Here is a 21,854-nt window from a genome sequence, read left to right on the forward strand (position 1 = left end):
GGGCTGTCCCGAGAAAATTACGCGATCACGTAGGCAAGAATTTCTAGGCCGGCACGGCCGAGCTAGCTAATATAGCCGCGCCTTATCGCTTCCGCGACTGCCTGCACCCGGTTGACGGCACCGAGTTTGCTTTTGGCGTTAAGAAGGTGTTTCTCTGACGTGTGTTCCGAAATGCCGAGAATCTGTGAAATCTCCCATTCGGACTTGCCGACGGCGGCCCATTGCATGCATTCGCGCTCACGAGGCGTCAGTTCGATGTGGTCGATGGTCTTCGCCGCCATCGTGTGGATCTGCATGGCGCGGCCAATCGCATAAGTCGCCACCAGCGATACCAGCCCAAAATCGGCGCCAGACAATTCGACGGCTTCGCCGCCGAGCGACACCATGACGATCTGGCCATCGAGCGTGATCAGCGGGAAGGCCAATCCGTCGCGCAGCTTGAATTCGCCGGCGTCGCCCATCACTTCGCCGCTGCTCTTGTCGATGCGAATGCCCTGAGACGCTTCCCGCCACTGGAATGGCGCCTGCAGCTGCTTCATGTGGCTGACGACGGGGTCATGGTCGACATAGTTGCGCGCGACGTAGCGCTCCAGCCATTCCCCCGGCCACTCGCAAAGCAGCACATGGTCCTTTTGCTGCCCTCTTGGCGTTCCCGGTTGCGGAACCGTCCCGGCCATCAGCGCTGTCAGGCCGAACTCCGAGGTTATGCCAAGCAGCTTTTCGCAGACCGCGGCCGCCGTATTGGCGTGCTGCAGCTGATCTATGAATTCCAGTGTGCGATCGAAGTGGCCCATTGCAACATCTACCCCATGTTGCCTTCTGCGTTGAGATCAACGGTCCAGCGCTTGACTTGCACTCTGCCATCGACCCCGGATTACAAACCTGCTCCTCTCTGTTTGCAGCGCCTTGCGGCTACCCTCCAGCCGACGCCGCACATGTTTGCAAGGTCGCTGAAGCATAACCCTAAATCGACGTGATGAAATCAAAAACCGTTGTGCCTGTGGTATTTTCGTACCAAAAGCCACATTGGACAGGACAGGGCGGAGCTCGATCGTGGCAATTCGGTGGACAACCATCGTCTTGATGCTGGCAATCACCGGGGCACAGTGGCTCACGGCAGCGCGTGCCGCGGAGCCGCAAGTGCCGGTGCTGTGGGATGCCAAGGAGCGGCTGCCGAAGCCTGACCTTTCCGCGCTGCCGCGTCTTAGATTTCTGACCACCACCGATTTCCCGCCGTTCAACTTCCTCGACGGAGCGGGTCGCTTGTCCGGCTTCCACGTCGATCTGGCACGCGCCATCTGCGCCGAACTCGGCATCGCGGAAAAATGCCAGATCCAGGCGCTGCCTTGGGCCGAGCTCGAAGGGGCGCTGCAGAAGGGCGAAGGCGAAGCGATCATTGCCGGCATCGCCGCCACGCCGGAGTCGCGGTCGAAATACGCCTTCTCGCGTTCCTACCTGCAGTTTCCGGCGCGCTTCATCATGCCGAAGACAAAGGCGTTCACGGAACCGATCTTCGACACACTGCGCGGCAAGCGCGTCGGCGTGGTCGCCGGCTCCGCGCATGAGCGGATGCTGCGCGATTATTTCGGCACCGTTCAGGTCGTCCCCTTCGACCGGCCGGAAGAGCTCTATGATGATCTCAAGGCCGGCAAGATCGACGCCGCCTTCGGTGACGGCATGCGCTTCGCCTTCTGGCTGGGCGGGTCGGATGCCGCAGCCTGCTGCCGCTTTGCCGGCGGCCCGTATCTGGCGCCAGAATATCTGGGCTCGGGCATGGCCATCGCCACCAGGGCCAACGATCCGGCGCTGGCCGCAGCGTTCGACTACGCACTGCAGGAGATTTCGGTGAAGGGCACCTTCGCCGAATTTTATCTGCGCTATTTCCCCGTCAGTTTTTTCTGATCCGGTCCGGTCAGTTTTCTAGTCCGGTCCGGTCAGTTTTTCTGAGTCTTCAGGGCCTGGATCAAGTCAACGTGCGCAGGCGGGCCTTGGCGGCACGGGCGATGGCGGCGACGGTGAGCGTGTCGAGATCGAGTTGGCGACGGATAAGCTGCAGCACCCTCACCTCCTCCAAACGCATTTCGAGGTCGACGGCCGCAACCTCGAAGGCTGCGGCATAGGCGGTATCAAGCAGGCGTTCGGGCAGTGCTTCAGCGACCCGCGCCAAAACGCCTTCCAGCCCGTCCTTTTCGTGCAGCATCTTTTGGCAGTCCTGGGCGACGCCGACCAGCCGGTCGTGGTCGAAATCCTCGAACACCGGCCATGAGCGGACAACGTCGCCGATCCGCGCCAGTTCGACATTGGTCATGTCGCGATCGGACGCGGAGGTGATGACCATCAGATAGATCAGGGCTTCATGCGGCGGCAACGACATTTAAAACTCCTCAAACGGGCTCCGAAGTTAGGAACGCGGCACCGACGCCGCAAGGAAAAAGAGCCGCGATCGTTGACGCCCACGGCAGGCACGCCTAGAGACCGGTTGAAAACCTCTTCCGGCCCCCATTTGCGGCGATGCCGGCGAACGATTTGGAAACAGTGACATGGCGGGATCAAACATCGTCGATCTCAATCCCGAGGTGCTTGCGGCAGCGGCTGAAAGCAAGGCGTGGCCGTTCGAAGAAGCCAGGAAGATCGTCGAGCGCTACAAAGACACTGATTTTCCCGAGACCGTTCTGTTTGAGACCGGCTACGGCCCGTCGGGGCTGCCGCACATCGGTACTTTCGGCGAGGTCGCACGCACCTCGATGGTGCGCCATGCCTTCCGCGTCCTCACCCGGGACGCGGTCAAGACCAAAATATTGTGCTTTTCCGACGACATGGACGGCATGCGGAAGATTCCGGACAACGTCCCCGATCGCGCCGCACTCGAGCCGCACCTGCACAAGCCGCTCTCGTCCGTCCCCAACCCTTTCGGCGGCGACTATGCGAGCTTCGCAGACCACAACAACGCAATGCTTTGCCGTTTTCTGGACACGTTCGGCTTCGACTACGAGTTCGCCAGCGCGACGGAATACTACAAGGCTGGCCGTTTCGACGACGTTCTGCTGCGCGCTGCCGAACGTTTCGATAAGATTATGGACGTGATGCTGCCGACGCTCGGAGAGGAGCGTCAGGCGACCTACAGTCCGTTCTTGCCGATTTCCCCCAAAAGTGGCCGCGTGCTTTACGTCCCCATGAAGCGTGTCGACGCCAAGGCCGGCACTATCACCTTCGATGATGACGGCACCGAAACCACGCTGCCCATAACCGGCGGCAGGGTGAAGCTGCAATGGAAGCCGGATTTCGGCATGCGCTGGGCGGCGCTCGGCGTCGATTTCGAAATGTTCGGCAAAGACCACCAGACGAATGCGGTGATCTACGACCGTATCTGCAATATCCTGGGCGGGCGGGCGCCGGAGCATTTCGTCTATGAGCTGTTCCTGGACGAGAACGGCCAGAAGATTTCGAAGTCGAAGGGCAACGGACTGACCATAGACGAGTGGCTGACCTACGCGCCGACCGAAAGCCTCGAACTCTACATGTACCAGCGGCCGCGGCAGGCAAAGAAGCTCTATTTCGACGTCATTCCGAAGGCGGTGGACGAGTATTACGCCTTTTTGTCCGCCTATCGCCGGCAGGAGTGGAAGGAGCGGCTGGGAAACCCCGTCTGGCACATGCATGACGGTAACCCGCCTGTCGTCGACCTGCCGGTGTCGTTCGCGCTGCTGCTCAATCTGGTCAGCGCCTCGAACGCCCAGAACAAGGACGTGCTGTGGGGGTTCATTTCGCGCCACACATCGGGCGTGACGCCGAAGACCCATCCCGAGCTCGACCGGCTGGCCGAATATGCGATCCGCTATTTCGACGATTTCGTGAAGCCGGCCAAGGTGTACCGGGCCGCCGACGCGGTCGAGCGCGAGGCGCTGACGAAACTCTCCGAAGCGCTCGCCACGTTGCCGCCAGATGCCGATGGCGAGGTGATCCAGAATGCCGCCCTCAACGTCGCGCGCAAGATCGAACGCTATCAGGACCATTCGAAGCAGAGCCCGGAGGGCGGGCCGGGCGTGTCCGTCGCCTTTTTCCAGATGATCTACCAGGTGCTGATCGGACAGGAGCGCGGCCCACGCTTCGGTTCCTTCGCCGCGCTCTACGGCATCGCAGAAACCCGCGCGCTCATTCAGAAGGCGCTGGCTGGTCAGCTGGCGGCGTAGCCGTCGTCTCGGTTGGCGGCGAAGCCGTCGCCGACGGGTCGAGAATCAGCTGCGTCGGCTGCGCTGCCGCGACAGGGGCTGGTGCCGGAGGCAGGCCGGCGAGACTGGGCGCCGGCCCGAAAATGCCCTTCCTCGCCGTACGCGCCTTCTCGCCGGCCTCGACGTAAGGGCCACCCTCTGCTGCGCGCGCCCAGCCGTTTTCGATCAACCACTGACCGACATCCTGGTTGCCAACGCGGCATTCGGCGGCGATCAGGTCGCGGCCGCCTTCGGGCGGCACCGCGCAAACCACCGCCCGGCCGCGCAGGAAGGCACGGAACGCCGTTCGCGCCCGGCTGCCGCACGTCCAGGACTTACCGCCGTCGGCGCAAGTCTCGTCCTGCCTGACGATGTCGATACCCGAAATCGCGACCGAGTAGCCCTTGGCCTCGATCACACCGGCGGCCGGCGCAACCGGCTGGAACAGTTTTGTCCCGTTCCAGTCGTCGGGCATTTTCAATTTGGGCGGTTTGGGGGGTCCGGCCAGCGCCAGGTCACTCAGCGGGGCGCGCGGCTCGACCCGTTCAAGCTCTTCGGGCTGAAGCTGCGGCGGCGCGACGACCTCGGGATCGATGGCCCTGGAATGCGCCTCCGGCCTTGCCGCCTTGGGTCGCGGGATCGCTGATGTGGCAGGCGCGTCGGATTGCGCCGCCATGCCAGCCTGCGCTCGAGCCGCGACACGGCCGTTTTCGCCTTGAAGCACGGCGCGGCCGCCGGCGACGATCGCGGCCCCCATAACCAAGATCGTCAACACGGCAGCGGCTGTATGTAGCGGACGCACTGGCGGCCCCTACTGGCTTGCCCAGACAATCCGCGCCACCCATTCGACATCGCGCATAGGGATTTCGCGGTCCGGGTGATCGGGATTGAGCGAAACCAGCATGATCGACTTCGACGACTGACGGTCCAGCACCTTCGCCATGACCTCGCCGGCATTGGTCTTGACGACGACCCGGTCGCCCTTGCGGGTGGCAGCGCCCGGCTCGACGATCAGCACGTCGCCATTGCGGTAGAGCGGCAGCATGGAATCGCCCTGAACCTGCAGCGCATAGGAGGTTTCGGTCGCCTGTGCCGGAAGCTCGATCAGGTCCCAGCCCTGCCCCGCCGGAAAACCGGCATCATCGAAGAAGCCGCCGGCGCCGGCCTGGGCGAAGCCGAGCAGCGGCACCGAAGACCTCTGTGCGGGCAGAGATCCGGGAACGGGCTTGCCCCGGCCTTCGACCAGCCCCGTGAATTCGTCGAGCGAGGCGCCCGTCGCCTCGATGATCTTGGCCAGCGATTCGGTCGACGGCCAGCGCGGCCGCCCGTCCGAGGACAGCCGCTTCGACTTGTTGAAGGCAGTCGAGTCGAGGCCCGCGCGTTTCGCCAGCCCGGAGGCCGAGAGCGAATAGCGCTCGGCGAGAGCATCGATGGCGGCCCATACGCGGTCATGCGAGAGCACTTTTGCTCTCCTTCAGAACAGGAAAAAATACCTTCTCCGTTCTAACCGGTGGCCGTGATTTTGTCCACCACCGAAGGCGGCGTCACGCCGCCTTCTTGGCTTCGCTCCTGGCATAGGGATCGAAGCGTTCGTAGAAAGTCTCGCCCTTCTCCGCCATGTCGAGCAGGAGCTTGGGCGCCTTGAACTCGGCGCCGTACTTCTTTTGCAGGCCCTTGGCGATCTTGACGAATTTCTTTGCGCCGATGCCGTCGATGTAGGACAGCACGCCGCCGGTAAAGGGCGCGAAGCCGAAGGCGAGGATCGAGCCGACATCGGCTTCGCGCGGATCGGTGACGATGCCCTCCTCCATCACCCGCGCCGCCTCTAGCGCGATGGTGACCAGGAGCCGCTGCTTCAGTTCCTCATAGTCGACCTTTTCAGGCGCCAACTGCGGATAGAGATCCTTCAGGCCCGGCCACAACTTCTTCTTGGCAGGCTTTTGCGGATAGTCGTAAAAACCCTTGCCGTTCTTGCGGCCAAAGCGACCATGCGTGTCGACCAGCGTGTTGATCAGCGCCATCTGCTTCGGGTCGACCGCGTTTTCGCCGAGATCGCGCATGGTCTGCTTCATGATCTTCTGCGCGAGGTCGATCGCCGTTTCGTCCGTGAGCGCCAAAGGACCGACCGGCATGCCGGCGGCCTTCGCCGCGTTCTCGATCATCGGCGCCGGAACGCCCTCGATCAGCATCTTGTAGGCTTCCGACATGTAGCGCAGCACGCAGCGGTTGACGTAGAAGCCGCGCGTGTCGTTGACGACGATCGGCGTCTTCTTGATGGCGCGGACGAAGTCGATCGCGGCGGCCAGCGCCTTTTCGCCCGTCTTCTTGCCCAAAATGATCTCGACCAGCATCATCTTGTCGACCGGCGAGAAGAAATGGATGCCGATAAAATTCTTCGGCCGCGCCGAATTCTTCGCCAGCGACGTGATCGGGATGGTGGACGTGTTCGACGCGAAGACCGCCGACGGCTTCAGCATGGCCTCCGCCTTTTCGGTGGCGTCCTTCTTGACGCCCGAATCCTCGAACACCGCCTCGACCAGCAGGTCGCAGCCTGCGAGGTCGGCATAGTCTGCCGTCGGCGTGATCAGCGACAGCAGCCTGTCCTTGTCCTCTGGCTTGGCGCGGCCCTTCCTGACCTGATCCGAGATCAGGCTGTCCGAATGCGCCTTGCCCTTGACGGCAGCTTCCATGTCGCGGTCGAGCAGCACCACCGGAATGCCGGCCTTGGCCGTGACATAGGCGATGCCGGCGCCCATGAAACCGGCGCCGAGCACGCCGATCTTCTTGAACTTGGTTTCCGGCACGCCGCTCGGACGACGCGCGCCCTTGTTCAGTTCCTGCAGCGACACGAACAGCGAGCGGATCATCGCCGCCGCTTCCCTGGTCTGCATGATCTCGGTGAAATAGCGCTGCTCGATGCGCAAGGCGGTGTCGAACGGCACCAGCAGGCCTTCATAGACGCATTTCAGGATGGCGGCGGCGGCAGGGTAGTTGCCATAGGTCTCGCGACGCAGGATGGCGATTGCCGGAGGCCACAGATTGGCGCCGGCCACCGAATAGACCGGGCCGCCGGGCAACTTGAAGCCCTTCTCGTCCCACGGCGCCACCGGCTTCAAGCCATTTCTGATCATGGCTTTGGCGGTTTCGACTAGCTTTTTCGGCTCGGCGATCTCGTGGATCAGGCCCATCGACTTGGCCCTCTGCGGGGACAACGTCTGGCCGGAGGTCAGCATCTGCAGCGCCTGCTGCTGGTCGGTCAGCCGCGGCACGCGCTGGGTGCCGCCGGCGCCCGGGAAGATGCCGATCTTCACTTCGGGGAGCGCCATCTTGACCTTGTCGGAATCGGCCGCGACACGGCCATGGCAAGCGAGCGACAGCTCGAATGCGCCGCCCATGCAGGTTCCGTTGATCGCCGACACCCACGGCTTGCCTGAGGTTTCCAGTTTGCGGAACAGGCCGGTCATATAGCCGGCATTTTCGAACAGCGCCTTGGTCGCCTTGTCCAGGTCCTTGGCTTTGTCGGCGGCGAAGGTCGCCAACATCTTCTGCAGCATGGTGATGTCGGCGCCGCCAGAGAAACTATCCTTGCCGGAGGTGATCACCGCCCCCTTTATCGCCGCGTCGCTCGCCACCTTGTCGACGATGGCGTTCAGTTCCAGCATCGCTTCTTCGGTGAAGACGTTCATCGAGCGGCCAGGCATATCCCAGGTGACCAGCGCGATGCCGTCAGCGTCGATGTCGAGGGTGAAATTGGTGTAGCTCATCGTCTTTCTCCCGGTCAGACGCGTTCGATGATCGTTGCGGTGCCCATGCCGGCGCCGATGCAGAGCGTCACCAGCGCGGTGTTCAGGTCGCGGCGCTCCAGTTCGTCCAGCACCGTTCCGAAGATCATCGCACCTGTCGCGCCGAGCGGATGGCCCATGGCGATGGCGCCGCCATTGACGTTGATCCTATCGTGCGAAATGTCGAAAGCCTGCATGTAGCGCAGCACCACCGAGGCGAACGCCTCGTTGATCTCGAACAGGTCGATGTCCGACAGCTTCATCCTGGCGCGCTTCAGCAGCTTCTCGGTCACGTCAACCGGACCGGTCAGCATCAGCACCGGTTCCGAGCCGATATTGGCGAATGCACGGATGCGCGCGCGCGGCTTCAGGCCGAGCGACTTTCCAGCCTTCTTGGAGCCGAGCAGAACGGCCGCCGCGCCATCGACGATGCCGGACGAATTGCCGGCGTGGTGGACGTGATTGACCTCCTCCACCTCGGGATGCTTCTGCAACGCGACGGCATCGAAGCCGCCCATTTCGCCGGGCATGACGAAGGACGGGTTGAGTGCGGCCAGCGACTGCATATCGGTCGAAGGCCGCATGTGCTCGTCGTGGTCGAGGATGGTCAGGCCGTTCTGATCCTTGATCGAGATCACCGAATTCTTGAAGCGGCCTTCGCCCCAGGCTTTGGCGGCGCGCTTCTGGCTCTCGACCGCATAGACGTCGACGTCGTCGCGCGAAAAGCCGTATTTCGTGGCGATCAGATCGGCCGAGATGCCTTGCGGCACAAACCAGCCCGGCAGGCCGACCGAAGGATCCATGAACCAGGCGCCGCCGGATGCGCCCATACCGACGCGCGACATCGATTCGACGCCGCCGGCGATGACGATCTCGTCGGCGCCTTGCGCGATTTTGGCCGCGCCGAAATTGATGGCGTCCAGGCCAGAGGCGCAGAAACGCGAGATCTGCATGCCGGGCGCTTTCGTGTCGTAACCCGCCTCGAAGGCGGCGGCACGCGGAATGACAGAACCCGCCTCGCCGACCGGGTCGACGCAACCGAAGATGATGTCGTCGACGATGCCGGTATCCAGCCCATTGCGGTCCCGGATCGCCTCAAGCACCTTGGCGCCGAGCCGCACCGCCGGCACCTCGTGCAGCGAGCCATCCTTCTTGCCCCTGCCGCGCGGCGTTCGCACTGCGTCATAGACATAAGCTTCGGCCATTTTCCTGCTCCTTGGTTTGCCGAAAAGTCGCTCAGAGAGAGCGTCCAATCAGCAATTTCATGATCTCGTTGGTGCCGCCGTAGATACGCTGGACGCGAGCGTCGCGGAACATGCGGGCGATCGGATACTCATTCATGTAGCCATAGCCGCCATGCAATTGAAGGCACTCGTCGACGACTTTTCCCTGGAGGTCGGACAGCCAGTATTTGGCCATCGAGGCCGTCACCGGGTCGAGGCCACCATTGATATGGCGGGTGACGCAGTCGTTGTAGAAGACCCGGCCGATGGTTGCTTCGGTCTTCAGTTCGGCGAGCCTGAACTGGGTATTCTGGAATTCGATAATCGCCTTGCCGAAGGCTTTGCGCTCCTTGACGTAGTCGATGGTCAACGCCAGCGCCCGCTCGATCATGGCGATGGCGCCAGTGCCGATCTGCAGCCGCTCCTGCGGCAATTGCTGCATCAGCTGGACGAAGCCCTGGCCTTCCTCGGGGCCGAGCAGATTGGAGGTCGGCACGCGCATATCGTTGAAGAACAGTTCCGACGTGTCGTTGGCCTTGAGCCCGATCTTGTCGAGGTTGCGGCCACGCTCGAACCCTTCCACCTCGTCGGTCTCGACGACGATCAGCGAAGTGCCCTTGGCGCCCTTCTCCGGATCGGTCTTGGTGACGACAATGATGAAATTGGCGAGCTGGCCGTTGGTGATGAAGGTCTTTGAGCCGTTGACCTTGTACTGGTTGCCATCCTTCTCGGCTCGCGTCTTGACCCCCTGCAGGTCGGAGCCGGCGCCGGGCTCGGTCATGGCGATGGCGCCGATCAGCTCGCCGGTCGCCAGTTTCGGCAGCCATCTCTTCTTCTGCTCCTCCGAGCCATAATGGAGGATATAAGGGGCGACGATCGAATTGTGCAGGCCGATGCCGAAACCGTCGACGCCGACGTGGCCGATCGCCTCGATGATGGCGCTCTCATGCGCGAATGTCCCGCCCGAACCGCCATATTCCTCCGGCATCGAGGCGCAGAGCAGACCGGCCGCGCCCGCCTTCAGCCAGCACTCGCGGTCGACCATCTCGTTCTTCTCGAACTCGTCATAGCGCGGCGCGATCTCTTCCGACATGAAGCGGTGCGCCATGTCGTAGAGCATGCCGACCTCGTCTGCCGCCCAGGCGGGTTTGGGCAAAGCAAGCACTTCGGCAGGATTTGTCGCCACGATTTCCTCCGCGTATCGACAGGTTAAGGCCGTTTGTACCGACGCTGTCGAGCTTAGAACGCTTCCGCCGGCAGTGCCATCAATGTCTCGGCGCCGCTGGAGATGCGGGCGAGATGCGCCGACGTCTCCGGCATAATCCGCTCCATGAAGAAGCGCGCCGTCACCAGCTTGCTGTCGTAGAAGGTCGAAGGCCCATTGGCGCCATTCGCCAATTTCGCCCCGGCTGCCTTGGCCATCTGCGCCCACATGTAGCCCAGCGCCACCAGGCCGAAGAGATGCATGTAGTCGGTCGAGGCGGCGCCGGCGTTGTCGGGCTTGGCCATGCCGTTCTGCATCAGCCACATCGTCGCCGCCTGCAGATCGTTGAGGCCCTTGTTCAGCGCCTTGGCGAAAGGCGCCATCTTCTCGTCGGTGCGGTTCTCCTCGCAGAATTCGCCGACCTCCTTGAAGAAGGCCTGCACGGCGCGGCCGCCATTCAAGGCCAGCTTGCGGCCGACGAGGTCGAGTGCCTGGATGCCGTTGGCGCCTTCGTAAATCATGGCGATGCGGGCATCGCGCACGAACTGGCTCATGCCGTGCTCTTCGATGTAGCCGTGGCCGCCGAACACTTGCTGCGCCATCACCGCGTGGTCGAAACCCTTGTCGGTGAGCACGCCTTTGACCACCGGCGTCATCAGGCCGGTGTAGTCGTCGGCAGCCTGGCGGTCCTTGTCGTCACTGGCACGGTGAGCGATGTCCGACTTGATCGCCGTCCACAGCGCCAGCGCGCGGCCGGCCTCGTTGAAGGCCTTCATGGTCATCAGGCTGCGGCGGATGTCGGGATGGACGATGATCGGATCGGCTTTCTTGTCCGGCGCCTTCGGCCCGGACAACGAGCGACCCTGCAGGCGATCCTTGGCATAGGACACAGCGTTCTGGTAGGCGACCTCCGACAGAGAAAGCCCTTGCAGGCCGACGCCGAGCCGGGCCTCGTTCATCATCGTGAACATGGCCTTCAGCCCGCCATTGGCCTCGCCGAGCAGCGTGCCTTGCGCCTCGTCATAGTTCATGACGCAGGTCGAATTGCCATGGATGCCCATCTTCTCCTCGATCGAGCCGCAGGACACGGTGTTCTTCTCGCCAGGATTGCCTGATGCATCGAGCTTGAGCTTCGGCACGATGAACAGCGAAATGCCCTTCACGCCTTCCGGTGCGCCCTCGATGCGGGCCAGAACGAGGTGGACGATGTTGTCCGACATGTCGTGCTCGCCGGCCGATATGAATATCTTCTGGCCTGAGATCCTGTAGGTGCCGTCGCCATTGGGAACCGCCTTAGTGCGCAGCAGGCCGAGATCGGTGCCGCAATGCGGCTCGGTCAGGTTCATGGTGCCTGTCCAGGCGCCCTCGACCAGCTTCGGCAGCCAGATCGCCTTCTGCTCGTCGGTGCCGTGAGTAATGATCGCCGCGATCGCGCCCTGCGTCAGGCCGGGATACATCATCAGCGACATGTTGGCCGAAACCATATATTCGGAAACAGCAGTATGCACCGCGTAAGGCAGACCCTGGCCGCCAAATTCGACGGGTGCGGCCAGTCCCATCCAGCCGCCATCGCGATACTGGTCGAAGGCCTCCTTGAAGCCTTTCGGGGTACTCACCGAGCCATTGTCATGGCGCGCGCAACCTTCCATGTCACCGACGCGGTTCAGCGGCTGCATGACGTTTTCGGCGAGCTTGGCGCCCTCGGCGAGGATGGCCTCGACCACATCGGGCGTCGCGTCGGAAAATCCGGGAAGGTTGGAATAGCGTTGGTAGCTCAGTACCTCGTTCAGCACAAACAGTGTGTCCTGGACCGGCGCCCTGTAGATCGGCATGCGTTTCCTCCACCATGCGGCCTTGGCCCCGAAATCAAGCCCCAAGATGAAGTCAGGGACAGCATGCGGACCAATGTTCAGGTCGGGGATAGCAAAAGTTGACGTTTGCGTAAACGTCAATTTTTTGATGCGACAAATTTTCCCGAAGTCTCACCCGTGAGCGTAGCGGCGCTACACCGTTGAAGCCAGTGCGGAACAGATTGAAATGTAGTCCTCCCGACGCAGCCGGAAGACAGAAAGAGCCGCGCGGCCAAGGCCACACGGCTCTCATTCGTCAGAAGCCCGGTCGCCGGAAGCCGGCGAGATCGAATTATCCGGCGACGCTGGCCTGCGGCGCCGCACGTTCGCTCAGCATCTGACGCACCGCCGCCATCGAGTTGCTCAATTCGTTGATGGCATCGTCGATCAGCGCCCGCTGCTTCTGCAGACGGGCAAGCTGCTTCTCCGACTTGTCGAGCGCCAGTCGCAACTGCTTGGTGTTGGAGCCTGTCGGGTCATACAGATCCATCATCTGCTTGACGTCGCGCAGCGAGAATCCGACCTTGCGGCCGAGCAGGATCAGCTTCAGCCGCGCCTTGTCGCGGCGCGTGTAGAGACGGGTCGAGCCGTCGCGTTGCGGATTGAGAAGGCCCTTGTCCTCGTAGAAACGCAGCGTGCGCAGCGTTACTCCGTATTTCTTGGCCATTTCGCCGATGCGGACAAGATCCTCGCCGGCTTTATCAGACATGTCATTGGTATTGGCCGCGGCTGCGCCGGGCGAAACAAGTTTCATGGTCACTGGCTTTCCCCATCTGGTGGCGTCGCGGTCCGGGACCTTGCGTCGCCTGAGTGGAAGCGGGGGCGTGCTTCCACTCGTGGTTTCAACAAACAAATCGCAAACGGCACAGTCTGTGCACCCTTACGTTTACGTCAATTCTATACCGATAGCCGCATCACGAAGCAAGGGCGTTGTGGGGAGGAACTTTTTGCCGCATCCGCCAGCGCATGGCCCGGCGGCGCTTTGGGCGGCCCGCCAACACGTTGTAACTTCTTAAGCTTAGTTAACGCGTTGTTTACCACGTTGGGCGAAATGTGCGCATGTCGGTTACCCGTGTTTATCCTGTAGCGAATTTTTCACGGTTTTTCGGAGCGCGGGTGAAACCCGGGAAGTTGGTCTTCCGCCGCAGCAAAGCCGCGCGGCCGCCTTCGTTTCCGGCAGGACTTTGGGAAACTGGTCATAAGCCAGCAGTAATTCTGAACGGGCGCATCGATGAACAGCAAGCGGTCCTATCTCGATACACTCAACGCCGGCAGGCAGCGCAGGCCGCACACCACGCTTGAACAGCTCAACCGTTCCCTGGAAACGCTGGAGCAGCGGCTGGACCGGACGCGCGAGGACATGAGCGAGCGTCTCGATCCGCGCCGGCCGAGCGCGGAGCCGCGCTATGCCAGCGCCCGACCCTATGAGGATCCGCGCCTCGCACAGCCGCCGAAAAGCCCGGCGCCGGCTACCTTCGACCAGAGTTACCAGGCCATCGCCCGCGATATCGACCGCGTGCGCGGCCAAGAAGACGGCGTCGCCGTGGTCGGCAAGATCGCCGGCGAATTGCGCGGTCTGCGCGAGGAACTGCGCCACCAGATGACCGCCGGCCTGCAGCGCGAATTCGAAGCGCTGCGCAAGGACATCGAGCGGGCTTTCCAGGCAAGCGCCCAGCCGGGTGGCCAATCGGGGGGCGGTAAAGGCAGCGCCGAACTCGGCGTCGAGTTCGAGCGGCTTTCCAGCGCCATCCAGACCCTTGCCGAAAAGAGCGACGACAGAAGCGTCAACATGCTCCGGCTCGAGTTGGAGCAGGTCAAGGCCGCGCTCGACACGTTGGCGCGCGAGGAGAGCGTGCAGGCGGTCGGCCGCCGCTGGGACGATTTCGACCGCCGCTGGACCGCGTTCGAGGATCGTGTCGATGCCGATCAGCGCAAGCGGTCGGACGCACCCGGTCTTTCGATGCTGACCGACCGGCTCGAACAGATCAGCAATGCCGTCAACAATTTGCCGGAATCAATGTCGCTGCGGTCGCTCGAAGAAAAAGTCCGCACGCTTGCCGGTGCCGTAGATCATTTCGCCAGGCAGCAGGACAATCGCGGCAGCAGCACATTCGGTATGATCGACGAGCGGCTGGACGAGATTTCCCGCGCTATCGTCGCATCCACCGTCGCCGCGCAGGCCAATTCATTCGACCCCGAACCCTTCGAACGAATCGAGAAGCGAATCGCCTCGCTTGCCCAGCAGATCGAGGAAGTCACGCAAGTTCACCCCAGCGGCGAGGTTATCGACCGCCTCAACATGCTGTCGAGCCGGGTCGACGATCTTGCCGGCCGGGCCAATTTGCCGGAGCAGGCGATGGAGCGTCTCGACAAGCAGATCGCGCTCATTGCCGACAAGATCGACAGGGCGCCTGCCATGCCGGATGCCGACTACATCTTCCAGGGGCTGGAGCAACGTTTCGACGTGCTGTCCGGCATGATAGAGCGCCGCCAAGGCGACGCGATCGAACAAGGCAACATGCTGTTTCGTGATCTCGAGCGCCGGCTGGACGAAGTCGTCGACAGGCTGGACCAACGTGTGCCGCAGATCGACGGGGCCGGCATCATGGACGCCATCGACGCCCGCTTCAGCGCGCTGGCCCAGCGCATGGAAACGCGCGTTCGCGATTCCGCAAGCGAAGCGGCGATCCGTGGCCTGGAAGGCCGCCTCGAAGATATTTCAAGCCGGCTGGATTCATCCGCGGCACAAGTCGCCGGCATCGACCCGGCCCTGATCCGCAGCTTGGAGGCGCAAGTCGCGGGTCTGTCGGCGCATCTTTCGAAGCCCGGCACGCCACTGCCGGAATTCGAGGACATCAGCCCTCGTCTCAACGAAATCGAGAAGTCGCTGGCTGGCACCCGCGATTCCATCCTCAGCGCGGCGCGCGAGGCCGCCGAGAGCGCCGTCCGTTCGCTGGCCGGCTCCAGTGCCAACACGGCGGCCGTCTCTGGCCTCGCCCAGGATTTGAAGACGCTCGAAGCACTGACGCGCCGTTCCGACGAGCGTAATTCGAGGACCTTCGAGGCTATTCACGACACGCTGCTCAAGATCGTCGACCGACTGGGCTCGCTGGAAACCGGCGAGGCGACCGAAGCCGCGAGCGAGTTCACGCAGCCTGCTGCGCCGGTGCGCGCGCGGGCGGCACGAGCCTCCAAGATCACGGTCCAGGACGCGCCGTCGATGGATATCGACCAGCCATCACCGCTGACTGGAGACATGGCCGACCTTGACAGCCGTGCCAATGCTATCATGCGCAATGAGCCAGACCCGCGCACGCCGGCCGAAGCCGCTGCGGCCGCGGCCATGGCGGCGCTTGGTTCGGATACGGTGACGGAGAAAAGTGAGCAGCCCGGTGGCCGGAAGTCGATCCTCGGCGGACTGGCGCGCGCCTTCAAGGGTAAGAAGGAGGCAGACGTTCCACCGCTTGCCGGCTTGGCGCCTGATGTCGAGATACCGAGCGCCGATCTCGACGAGCCGCTGGATCCGAAGGTTGCCAACCGGCCGCTGGAGCCCGGCTCCGGCCCCCCCGACCTCAACGCCATCATGAAACGCGTGCGCGACGAACGCGGACCGCCGGTCAGGGCCGGCAATGCCGATGCATCGAAATCCGACTTCATCGCCGCAGCCAGACGCGCGGCGCAAGCGGCCGCTGCCGAGGCCGACGCTCTCAAGCGGCAATCGACGATGAGCGGCCCGGTGAAGGCGCTCAGGATCGGCGACCTGCTCAAGGCGCGGCGCAAGCCGATCCTGATGGCGGCCGCCGCAGTCATGCTAGCGCTCGCCGGCTTACAATTGGGCAAGGCCTTCTTCTCGGATCCCGTTGAAATAGCCAGCAATGATGCGGCGCCGGTCGTGGCCGCGCAGCCGGCGGAAACCGTGTCGGCCGGTACCGCCAGCGAGCCGAAGACGGATGCGCAAACTGCAGCACAGGACAGCGCGCCGGCTCGCGCCGTCCGGCAGGCAGAACCGTCCGAATCGATAGCCGAGGACGACATGCCGGCACCGGCCGCTCGCGCCGCGCTGTCGGACGCCGGAACGACGATGGGCACCGCACCCGAGGCTGAACCCGTTCCTGCGCCCATGACTCCAACGGCGCCGCCCGATCCGGCGGCGGCGAACGTGACAGCCTTGGCACCTGCGGGCCCGACGGCTGCGGACACCGAGCCAATGGCCACAGCGCGGGCCGCCACGCCCGCGACCCAAGAGATGACCGGCACGGTCACACCTGCGGATGCTTCGACAGCGGCGGCCTCTGCCAACATCGACATCCCAGCCGATGCCGGCCCAGCTGCCTTGCGTGACGCAGCGGCCGGCGGCGACGCCAAGGCGTTGTTCGAGATCGGCTCGCGCTACGCCGAATCGCGCGGCGTCAAGCAAGACATGGCAGCGGCCGCCAAATGGTACGAGAAATCAGCCGAACTCGGCTTCGCACCGGCGGAATACCGGATCGGCAACTTCTATGAGAAGGGCACCGGGGTCGCGCGCGACGTCAAGAAGGCGAAGACCTGGTACCAGCTCGCCGCGGCTCAGGGCAACGCCAGCGCCATGCACAATCTCGCCGTGCTCTTTGCCATGGCTGCGGACGGAGTGACCGACAATGAATCCGCCGCGCACTGGTTCCAGGCCGCCGCCGAGCTCGGCGTCAAGGACAGCCAGTTCAATCTCGGCATCCTGGCGGCGAAGGGCGTCGGCATGAAGCAGAATCTCGAAGAATCCTACAAATGGTTCGCACTCGTCGCCAAGACCGGCGACAAGGATGCGGCGGCAAAGCGCGACGAGATCGCCAAGGCGCTCAGGCCCGAGCAGCTCGAACGCGCACGCGCCGCCGCCGAACTGTGGAAGGCAGAGCCAATCGATCCTGCGGCCAATTCGGCCGACATTCCCGAATCATGGCAGGACGGCACGCCGCAGACGACCGCCAGCGTCGACATGAAGAAGGTCGTTCAGAATATCCAGCGCATTCTCAACAAGAACGGCTATGAGGCCGGCAATGCCGACGGCGTAATGGGCCAGAAAACCAAGGATGCCATCATGGCTTTCCAGACCGACAACGACCTGCAGGCGACGGGCGCGGTCGACGAAAAACTGGTCAAGGCGCTGCTTGCGCGCAAATAACGTCAGATGCGTCGTTTCCGCGACGCCGTTGCCACACATTTGCCTGTTAACTGATTGAGTTGTTTTTTGTTTCGGCGGCGTGGCGAGGTTTGACTTCGCCGCCCGGCCGGCGCAAGAACGAGATAGGCTTTTTGGCGCGAAATGCCCGCAACGGTTGCATTCGCCGAGAGGCAAACTGATCGAGACTGACGGGTGGGCATCTATCTCCCGATCGCGGAACTTTCCGTCAACATTTTCGTGCTGCTGGCCATGGGCGCGGCAGTGGGCTTCCTGTCGGGCATGTTCGGAGTGGGCGGCGGCTTCCTCATCACGCCGCTGCTGATCTTCTACAACATACCGCCGGCGATCGCGGTCGCCACCGGCGCCAACCAAGTCATCGCCTCCTCCTTTTCCGGCGCATTGTCGCATGTGAAGCGCGGCACGCTCGACTTCAAGCTCGGCGGTGTGCTTTTGGCAGGCGGCATCGTCGGCTCAACCGGCGGCATCTTTGTCTTTGGTTTCTTGCGCCGGCTCGGCCAGCTCGACCTGTTCATCTCCCTGCTCTATGTCGTGCTGCTTGGCACCGTCGGCGGGCTGATGCTGGTCGAGAGCGTCAATGCGCTGCGCGCCACCCGCAGCGGCGCGGCACCGGTGCTAAAGAAATCCGGCCAGCACAACTGGATCCACCGCTTGCCGCTGAAAATGCGGTTCAGGGCCTCGAAGCTTTTCGTCAGCGTCATCCCGGTGCTCGGCCTCGGCGCTGGCATCGGCTTCCTGTCGTCGATCATGGGCGTCGGCGGCGGTTTCATCATGGTACCGGCGCTGATCTATCTCTTGAAAGTGCCGACCAACGTCGTCATCGGCACGTCGCTATTCCAGATCATCTTCACCTCGGCCTACACGACGCTGGTCCACGCCACCACCAACCAGACAGTAGACGTTATGCTCGCCTTCCTGTTGATGGCGGGCGGCGTCGCCGGCGCGCAATACGGCGCCAAGGCCGGCCAAAGGCTGCGTGGCGAGCAGCTCAGGGCGCTGCTGGCATTGCTGGTGCTGGCGGTCGCAATCCGGCTCGCGATCGATCTGTTCGTGACGCCGCCCAACCTCTATTCCCTGTCCGGCGTGGATCCGACCTGATGGCGGGCTTGAGGGCGTTCTTGGTCGTTGCCTCGCTGTCGCTGTTGGCAGTCGCGTCACCCGGAAAAGCGCAGACGCCAGCTACCGAAAATATCCAGATCGGCCTGTCCACCGACCATGTCTCGATCACCGCCGGCTTTTCCGGCGCCGATCTCACCATCTTCGGCTCATTGGAAAATGCCGACCCGCTTGTCGCGCGCCAGGGGCGCTACGACATCATCGTCGTGCTTGAGGGTCCGGCCCGGCCGGTCGTCGTGCGCCGTAAGGACCGGGTGCTCGGCATCTGGATCAATCTGGAGTCCGAGACCTTCGAGAATGTGCCGGTGTCCTATTCGGTGGCGACGACGCGCCCGCTACAGGACGTCACCGACCCCAACAGCTACAAGCAACTGTCACTCGGCGCCGCCAACATCTACATGCAGCCGGCCGACGATGGCGACAGTCCAGCGACAATCCAGGAATTCACCGCGGCGCTGCGCGAGCGCAAAACGGCGACCGGCCTCTACAGCGAGAACGTTGGCGGCGTGCAGTTCCTGTCGCAGAACCTGTTTCGCGCCACCGTCAGGCTCGCCCCCAACGTTCCAGTCGGCACCCACAAGGCCCGTGCGTTTCTGTTCAAGAGCGGCCTGTTCATCAAGGAAAGCTCCGCCCAGCTCGAAATCCGCAAGTCCGGTTTCGAACAGTCGATCTTCCGCGTCGCCCACGATTATTCCTTCCTCTACGGCGTCTTCGCCGTGTCGCTAGCCATGCTGACAGGCTGGCTCGGAAGACTGGTCTTCCGAAAGGACTAGGCCTCTTCCGAAAGGTGGTTCCCCTTTTGGGGTTCATGGGTTAGACCGCGACCCCGGCCCGACTGGGCACGAGCTGTCGCTCCCACATCAAAATACAGGACTTACGATGCGACCAGCTTTCGGCGGTATCGACTTCGGCACTTCGAATTCCACCGTGGGCGTGGTCAGGAACGGGCAGCCGCGGCTGGTGGCGCTGGAAGACGGCGAAGTGACGCTGCCGAGCGCCGTATTCTTCAACTTCGAGGACAACCGCAACTATTTCGGGCGCCGCGCCATCGCCAACTATACCGACAGCATCGAAGGTCGCCTGATGCGCTCGCTGAAGAGCGTGCTCGGCAGTTCGCTTGTCCATGAAAAGACGCGGATCAAGGCCCGATCGATCGCCTTTACCGAGATCATCGGTCTGTTCGTCGGCCATCTCAGGAAAAAGCTGGAGGACAATGCCGGCCATACGGTCGAGAGCGTGGTGCTCGGTCGTCCCGTGCAGTTCGTCGACGATGATGCCGAGGCCGATGCCAAGGCTGAAGGTGAACTCGAGAACGCGGCACGCGCCCAGGGCTTCAAGCATATCGCCTTTCAGTTCGAGCCGATCGCGGCGGCGCTCGACTACGAGCAGAAGGTCTCGCGGGAAGAACTGGCGCTGATCGTCGACATGGGTGGCGGCACATCCGACTTCTCGATCGTGCGGGTGTCGCCGCAGCGCGCCCGCTCCCTCGATCGCAAAGACGACATTCTGGCGAGCCGAGGCATCCACATCGGCGGCACCGACTTCGACCGGCTGTTGAGCATCGCCCATGTAATGCCGCAGCTCGGCTACCTCTCGCCGACCAAGGACGGCAAGCGCAACTTGCCGGCCAGCTACTTCATCGACCTGGCGACATGGCAGCGCATCAATCTGGTCTACACCTCGAGGGCGATGACGCATCTGCGCCAGATCCGCTACGAGGCGGAACGCGCCGACCTGGTCGACCGTTTCATCCATATCGTCGAGCATCGTTACGGGCACGCGCTGGCTGCTTTGGTTGAAAAGGCCAAGATCGCGCTGACGGAGCAACTTTCTGGTGATGTCGTAGTCGCGCTGCCCGGTGCGAAGTTCGCGGCAGAAATTTCGCGCGCCGGGCTCGAAGCCACGATCGTTAGCGAGATCGAACGAGTGGCCGCGACGGTTGGTGAGACCATCCGGGACTCGCAGGTGAAACCATCCGACATCACCGCGGTGTTCCTGACCGGCGGATCGACCGCCATCCCGCTGGCAAGGCAGCAGATATTAGCCTTGTTGCCGCAGGCGTCCGTCATCCAAGGTGACATGTTCGGCTCGGTCGGGCTTGGGCTGGCGCTCGACGCGCAGCGGAAATTCGGCTGACCCGGCTTACTCCCGGACGGTTTCGTCGGCCCTCGCGCTCAGATGCACCTTGAGTGCCATCTGGGCCAGGCTTGCCTGCCGGTCACGATGCGTGATCATCGCGAAATCGCGCTTCGGCAGTTCGATTGGCACGGACCGCAAGCTGCCTTCGGCAACGGCTCGTTCGACGACGAGCCTCGAAATGATGGTGGCGCCGGCGCCGGCCTCGACCGCCTGACGAACCGCCTCGTTGCTCGGCAGTACCAGGAATATCCGCAGGTCCGCGAACGAGATCCCTTCGCGGCGGGCAAGATCTTCCAGCACCTCGCGCGTGCCTGATCCGCCTTCCCTGATGATCCAGCGGAACTCCCTGATATCCGGATGCCCGCGGGAGACTTCAACGATCTCGGGATGCGAATGCGCCACGACCAGCATCAGTCGATCCACATCGACCTTGGCGCGCCGCAATATGTCGGATTCAGTGCGCCCCTCGACCAAGCCAAAATCCGCCGTACCGTCCAGGACATTGGTCTCGACCTGCCTGGTGTTGCCGATGGTCACGCTCAGCCTGACGGCGGGATAGGCCTCGTGGAAGGAGGCCAGGCGGCGCGGCAGCCAGTAGCTGGCGATAGTTTGGCTGGCGGCGATCGAAAGGCTGCCGGTGATCGTCTGGGAAACGTGCTCCAGCACATTGTGAGCGGCAGCCGCCCGTTCGAGCACGGCCTTGGCCTCAGGCAGGAACCGGTGCCCGGTCTGCGCGAGCTCGATGTTGCGGCCGACCCGGTTGAACAGCCGGACGCCGTGCTGCTGTTCGAGCGAGCGGATTGCGGCCGACGCCGCCGACTGGGAAATGCCCAGCAGCTCGGCCGCCTTGGTCATATGCCCTCGCTCGGCGACAGCAACGAAGATCCGCAATTGGTCTAGGGTCATGAGAGAATTAAGAAACAAATTCGATTGAAGTTACAAGAGCAACTTGTTAGACGGATCGATTGCTTTGTTCTAAGTTTCTGAACGAAATTGGAAAAATATCGCGGCCAGGCCGCAAAGGGTAGAATGTGATCGGGCGGTTAAAATCCCTGTTTGCCCATTGGACCCGCAGCCTACGGCGCCGGCTTGCCGGCGATCGCTATCATCCGGAAGAGCACTACATGCGCGGCCCCGGGCCGAAGACGAGAGCCAAATT

At 62.9% G+C, this 21,854-nt stretch carries 16 protein-coding genes; 6 read left to right on the forward strand and 10 right to left on the reverse strand.

Translation table 11 applies throughout. The annotated features are described in order from the left end of the window. Nucleotides 1-62 precede the first annotated feature (62 nt). Nucleotides 63-794, reverse strand: coding sequence for a helix-turn-helix transcriptional regulator (locus ACWTU7_RS08345; RefSeq protein ID WP_455838405.1), 732 nt, complete (start codon nt 792-794; stop codon nt 63-65). A 289-nt stretch (nt 795-1,083) separates the two neighbouring features. On the opposite strand from ACWTU7_RS08345, the gene ACWTU7_RS08350 reads away from it, so the two are divergent. Continuing rightward, nucleotides 1,084-1,902, forward strand: coding sequence for a transporter substrate-binding domain-containing protein (locus ACWTU7_RS08350; protein WP_455838539.1), 819 nt, complete (start codon nt 1,084-1,086; stop codon nt 1,900-1,902). A gap of 61 nt (nt 1,903-1,963) precedes the next feature. Here the strand turns inward: ACWTU7_RS08350 and ACWTU7_RS08355 are convergent, their stop codons facing one another. Beyond that, a complete protein-coding gene (locus ACWTU7_RS08355) occupies nt 1,964-2,374 on the reverse strand; it encodes a tellurite resistance TerB family protein (RefSeq protein WP_029356850.1) in 411 nt (136 codons plus the stop codon). Between the two features lie 166 nt (nt 2,375-2,540). Between ACWTU7_RS08355 and ACWTU7_RS08360 the strand changes: the two genes are divergently transcribed. Next, complete coding sequence (locus ACWTU7_RS08360; RefSeq protein WP_455838404.1) at nt 2,541-4,190, forward strand: lysine--tRNA ligase; 1,650 nt, start codon at nt 2,541-2,543, stop codon at nt 4,188-4,190. On the opposite strand, the gene ACWTU7_RS08365 is transcribed toward ACWTU7_RS08360, so the two are convergent. From ACWTU7_RS08365 to ACWTU7_RS08395, 7 genes are all read right to left on the reverse strand, one after another. Beyond that, the gene (locus tag ACWTU7_RS08365; protein ID WP_455838403.1) at nt 4,153-5,010 is read right to left on the reverse strand and encodes a thermonuclease family protein; all 858 of its coding nucleotides are present in this window, start codon (nt 5,008-5,010) and stop codon (nt 4,153-4,155) included. The genes ACWTU7_RS08360 and ACWTU7_RS08365 overlap by 38 nt on opposite strands. 9 nt (nt 5,011-5,019) lie before the next feature. Then, entirely contained in the window at nt 5,020-5,670 is a 651-nt protein-coding gene (locus ACWTU7_RS08370) for a S24 family peptidase (RefSeq protein WP_065005850.1), read from the reverse strand. An 82-nt stretch (nt 5,671-5,752) separates the two neighbouring features. Next, nucleotides 5,753-7,972, reverse strand: a complete 2,220-nt coding sequence (locus tag ACWTU7_RS08375) for a 3-hydroxyacyl-CoA dehydrogenase NAD-binding domain-containing protein (RefSeq protein WP_455838402.1) — start codon at nt 7,970-7,972, stop codon at nt 5,753-5,755. A gap of 14 nt (nt 7,973-7,986) precedes the next feature. Beyond that, nucleotides 7,987-9,195 carry an acetyl-CoA C-acetyltransferase gene (locus ACWTU7_RS08380; protein WP_455838401.1) on the reverse strand — a complete coding sequence of 403 codons (1,209 nt, stop codon included), beginning with the start codon at nt 9,193-9,195 and terminating at the stop codon, nt 7,987-7,989. A 31-nt stretch (nt 9,196-9,226) separates the two neighbouring features. Then, nucleotides 9,227-10,399 carry an acyl-CoA dehydrogenase family protein gene (locus ACWTU7_RS08385; protein WP_455838400.1) on the reverse strand — a complete coding sequence of 391 codons (1,173 nt, stop codon included), beginning with the start codon at nt 10,397-10,399 and terminating at the stop codon, nt 9,227-9,229. 53 nt (nt 10,400-10,452) lie between these two features. Beyond that, nucleotides 10,453-12,249, reverse strand: coding sequence for an acyl-CoA dehydrogenase (locus tag ACWTU7_RS08390; RefSeq protein WP_455838399.1), 1,797 nt, complete (start codon nt 12,247-12,249; stop codon nt 10,453-10,455). 310 nt (nt 12,250-12,559) lie between these two features. After that, nucleotides 12,560-13,021 (reverse strand): MerR family transcriptional regulator, encoded by a 462-nt coding sequence (locus tag ACWTU7_RS08395; protein WP_084831580.1) that lies wholly within the window; start codon nt 13,019-13,021, stop codon nt 12,560-12,562. A 477-nt stretch (nt 13,022-13,498) separates the two neighbouring features. Here ACWTU7_RS08395 and ACWTU7_RS08400 point away from each other — a divergent pair, with 477 nt between their 5' ends. The 4 genes from ACWTU7_RS08400 (at nt 13,499) to ACWTU7_RS08415 (ending at nt 20,692) form a co-directional block, all read left to right on the forward strand. Beyond that, entirely contained in the window at nt 13,499-17,422 is a 3,924-nt protein-coding gene (locus ACWTU7_RS08400; protein WP_455838398.1) for a peptidoglycan-binding protein, read from the forward strand. A 192-nt stretch (nt 17,423-17,614) separates the two neighbouring features. Then, on the forward strand, nt 17,615-18,538 hold the full coding sequence (locus tag ACWTU7_RS08405; RefSeq protein ID WP_029356872.1) for a sulfite exporter TauE/SafE family protein: 924 nt from the start codon (nt 17,615-17,617) through the stop codon (nt 18,536-18,538). Further along, on the forward strand, nt 18,538-19,329 hold the full coding sequence (locus tag ACWTU7_RS08410) for a TIGR02186 family protein (protein ID WP_029356874.1): 792 nt from the start codon (nt 18,538-18,540) through the stop codon (nt 19,327-19,329). Before ACWTU7_RS08405 ends, ACWTU7_RS08410 begins: the two co-directional genes overlap by 1 nt. Nucleotides 19,330-19,435: 106 nt before the next feature. Next, on the forward strand, nt 19,436-20,692 hold the full coding sequence (locus tag ACWTU7_RS08415; RefSeq protein ID WP_455838397.1) for an Hsp70 family protein: 1,257 nt from the start codon (nt 19,436-19,438) through the stop codon (nt 20,690-20,692). Nucleotides 20,693-20,698: 6 nt separating this feature from the next. Here the strand turns inward: ACWTU7_RS08415 and ACWTU7_RS08420 are convergent, their stop codons facing one another. Continuing rightward, nucleotides 20,699-21,601 (reverse strand): LysR substrate-binding domain-containing protein, encoded by a 903-nt coding sequence (locus tag ACWTU7_RS08420; protein ID WP_029356876.1) that lies wholly within the window; start codon nt 21,599-21,601, stop codon nt 20,699-20,701. Nucleotides 21,602-21,854: the final 253 nt, after the last annotated feature.

The sequence above is a fragment of the Mesorhizobium sp. BHscii genome, assembly GCF_053848065.1.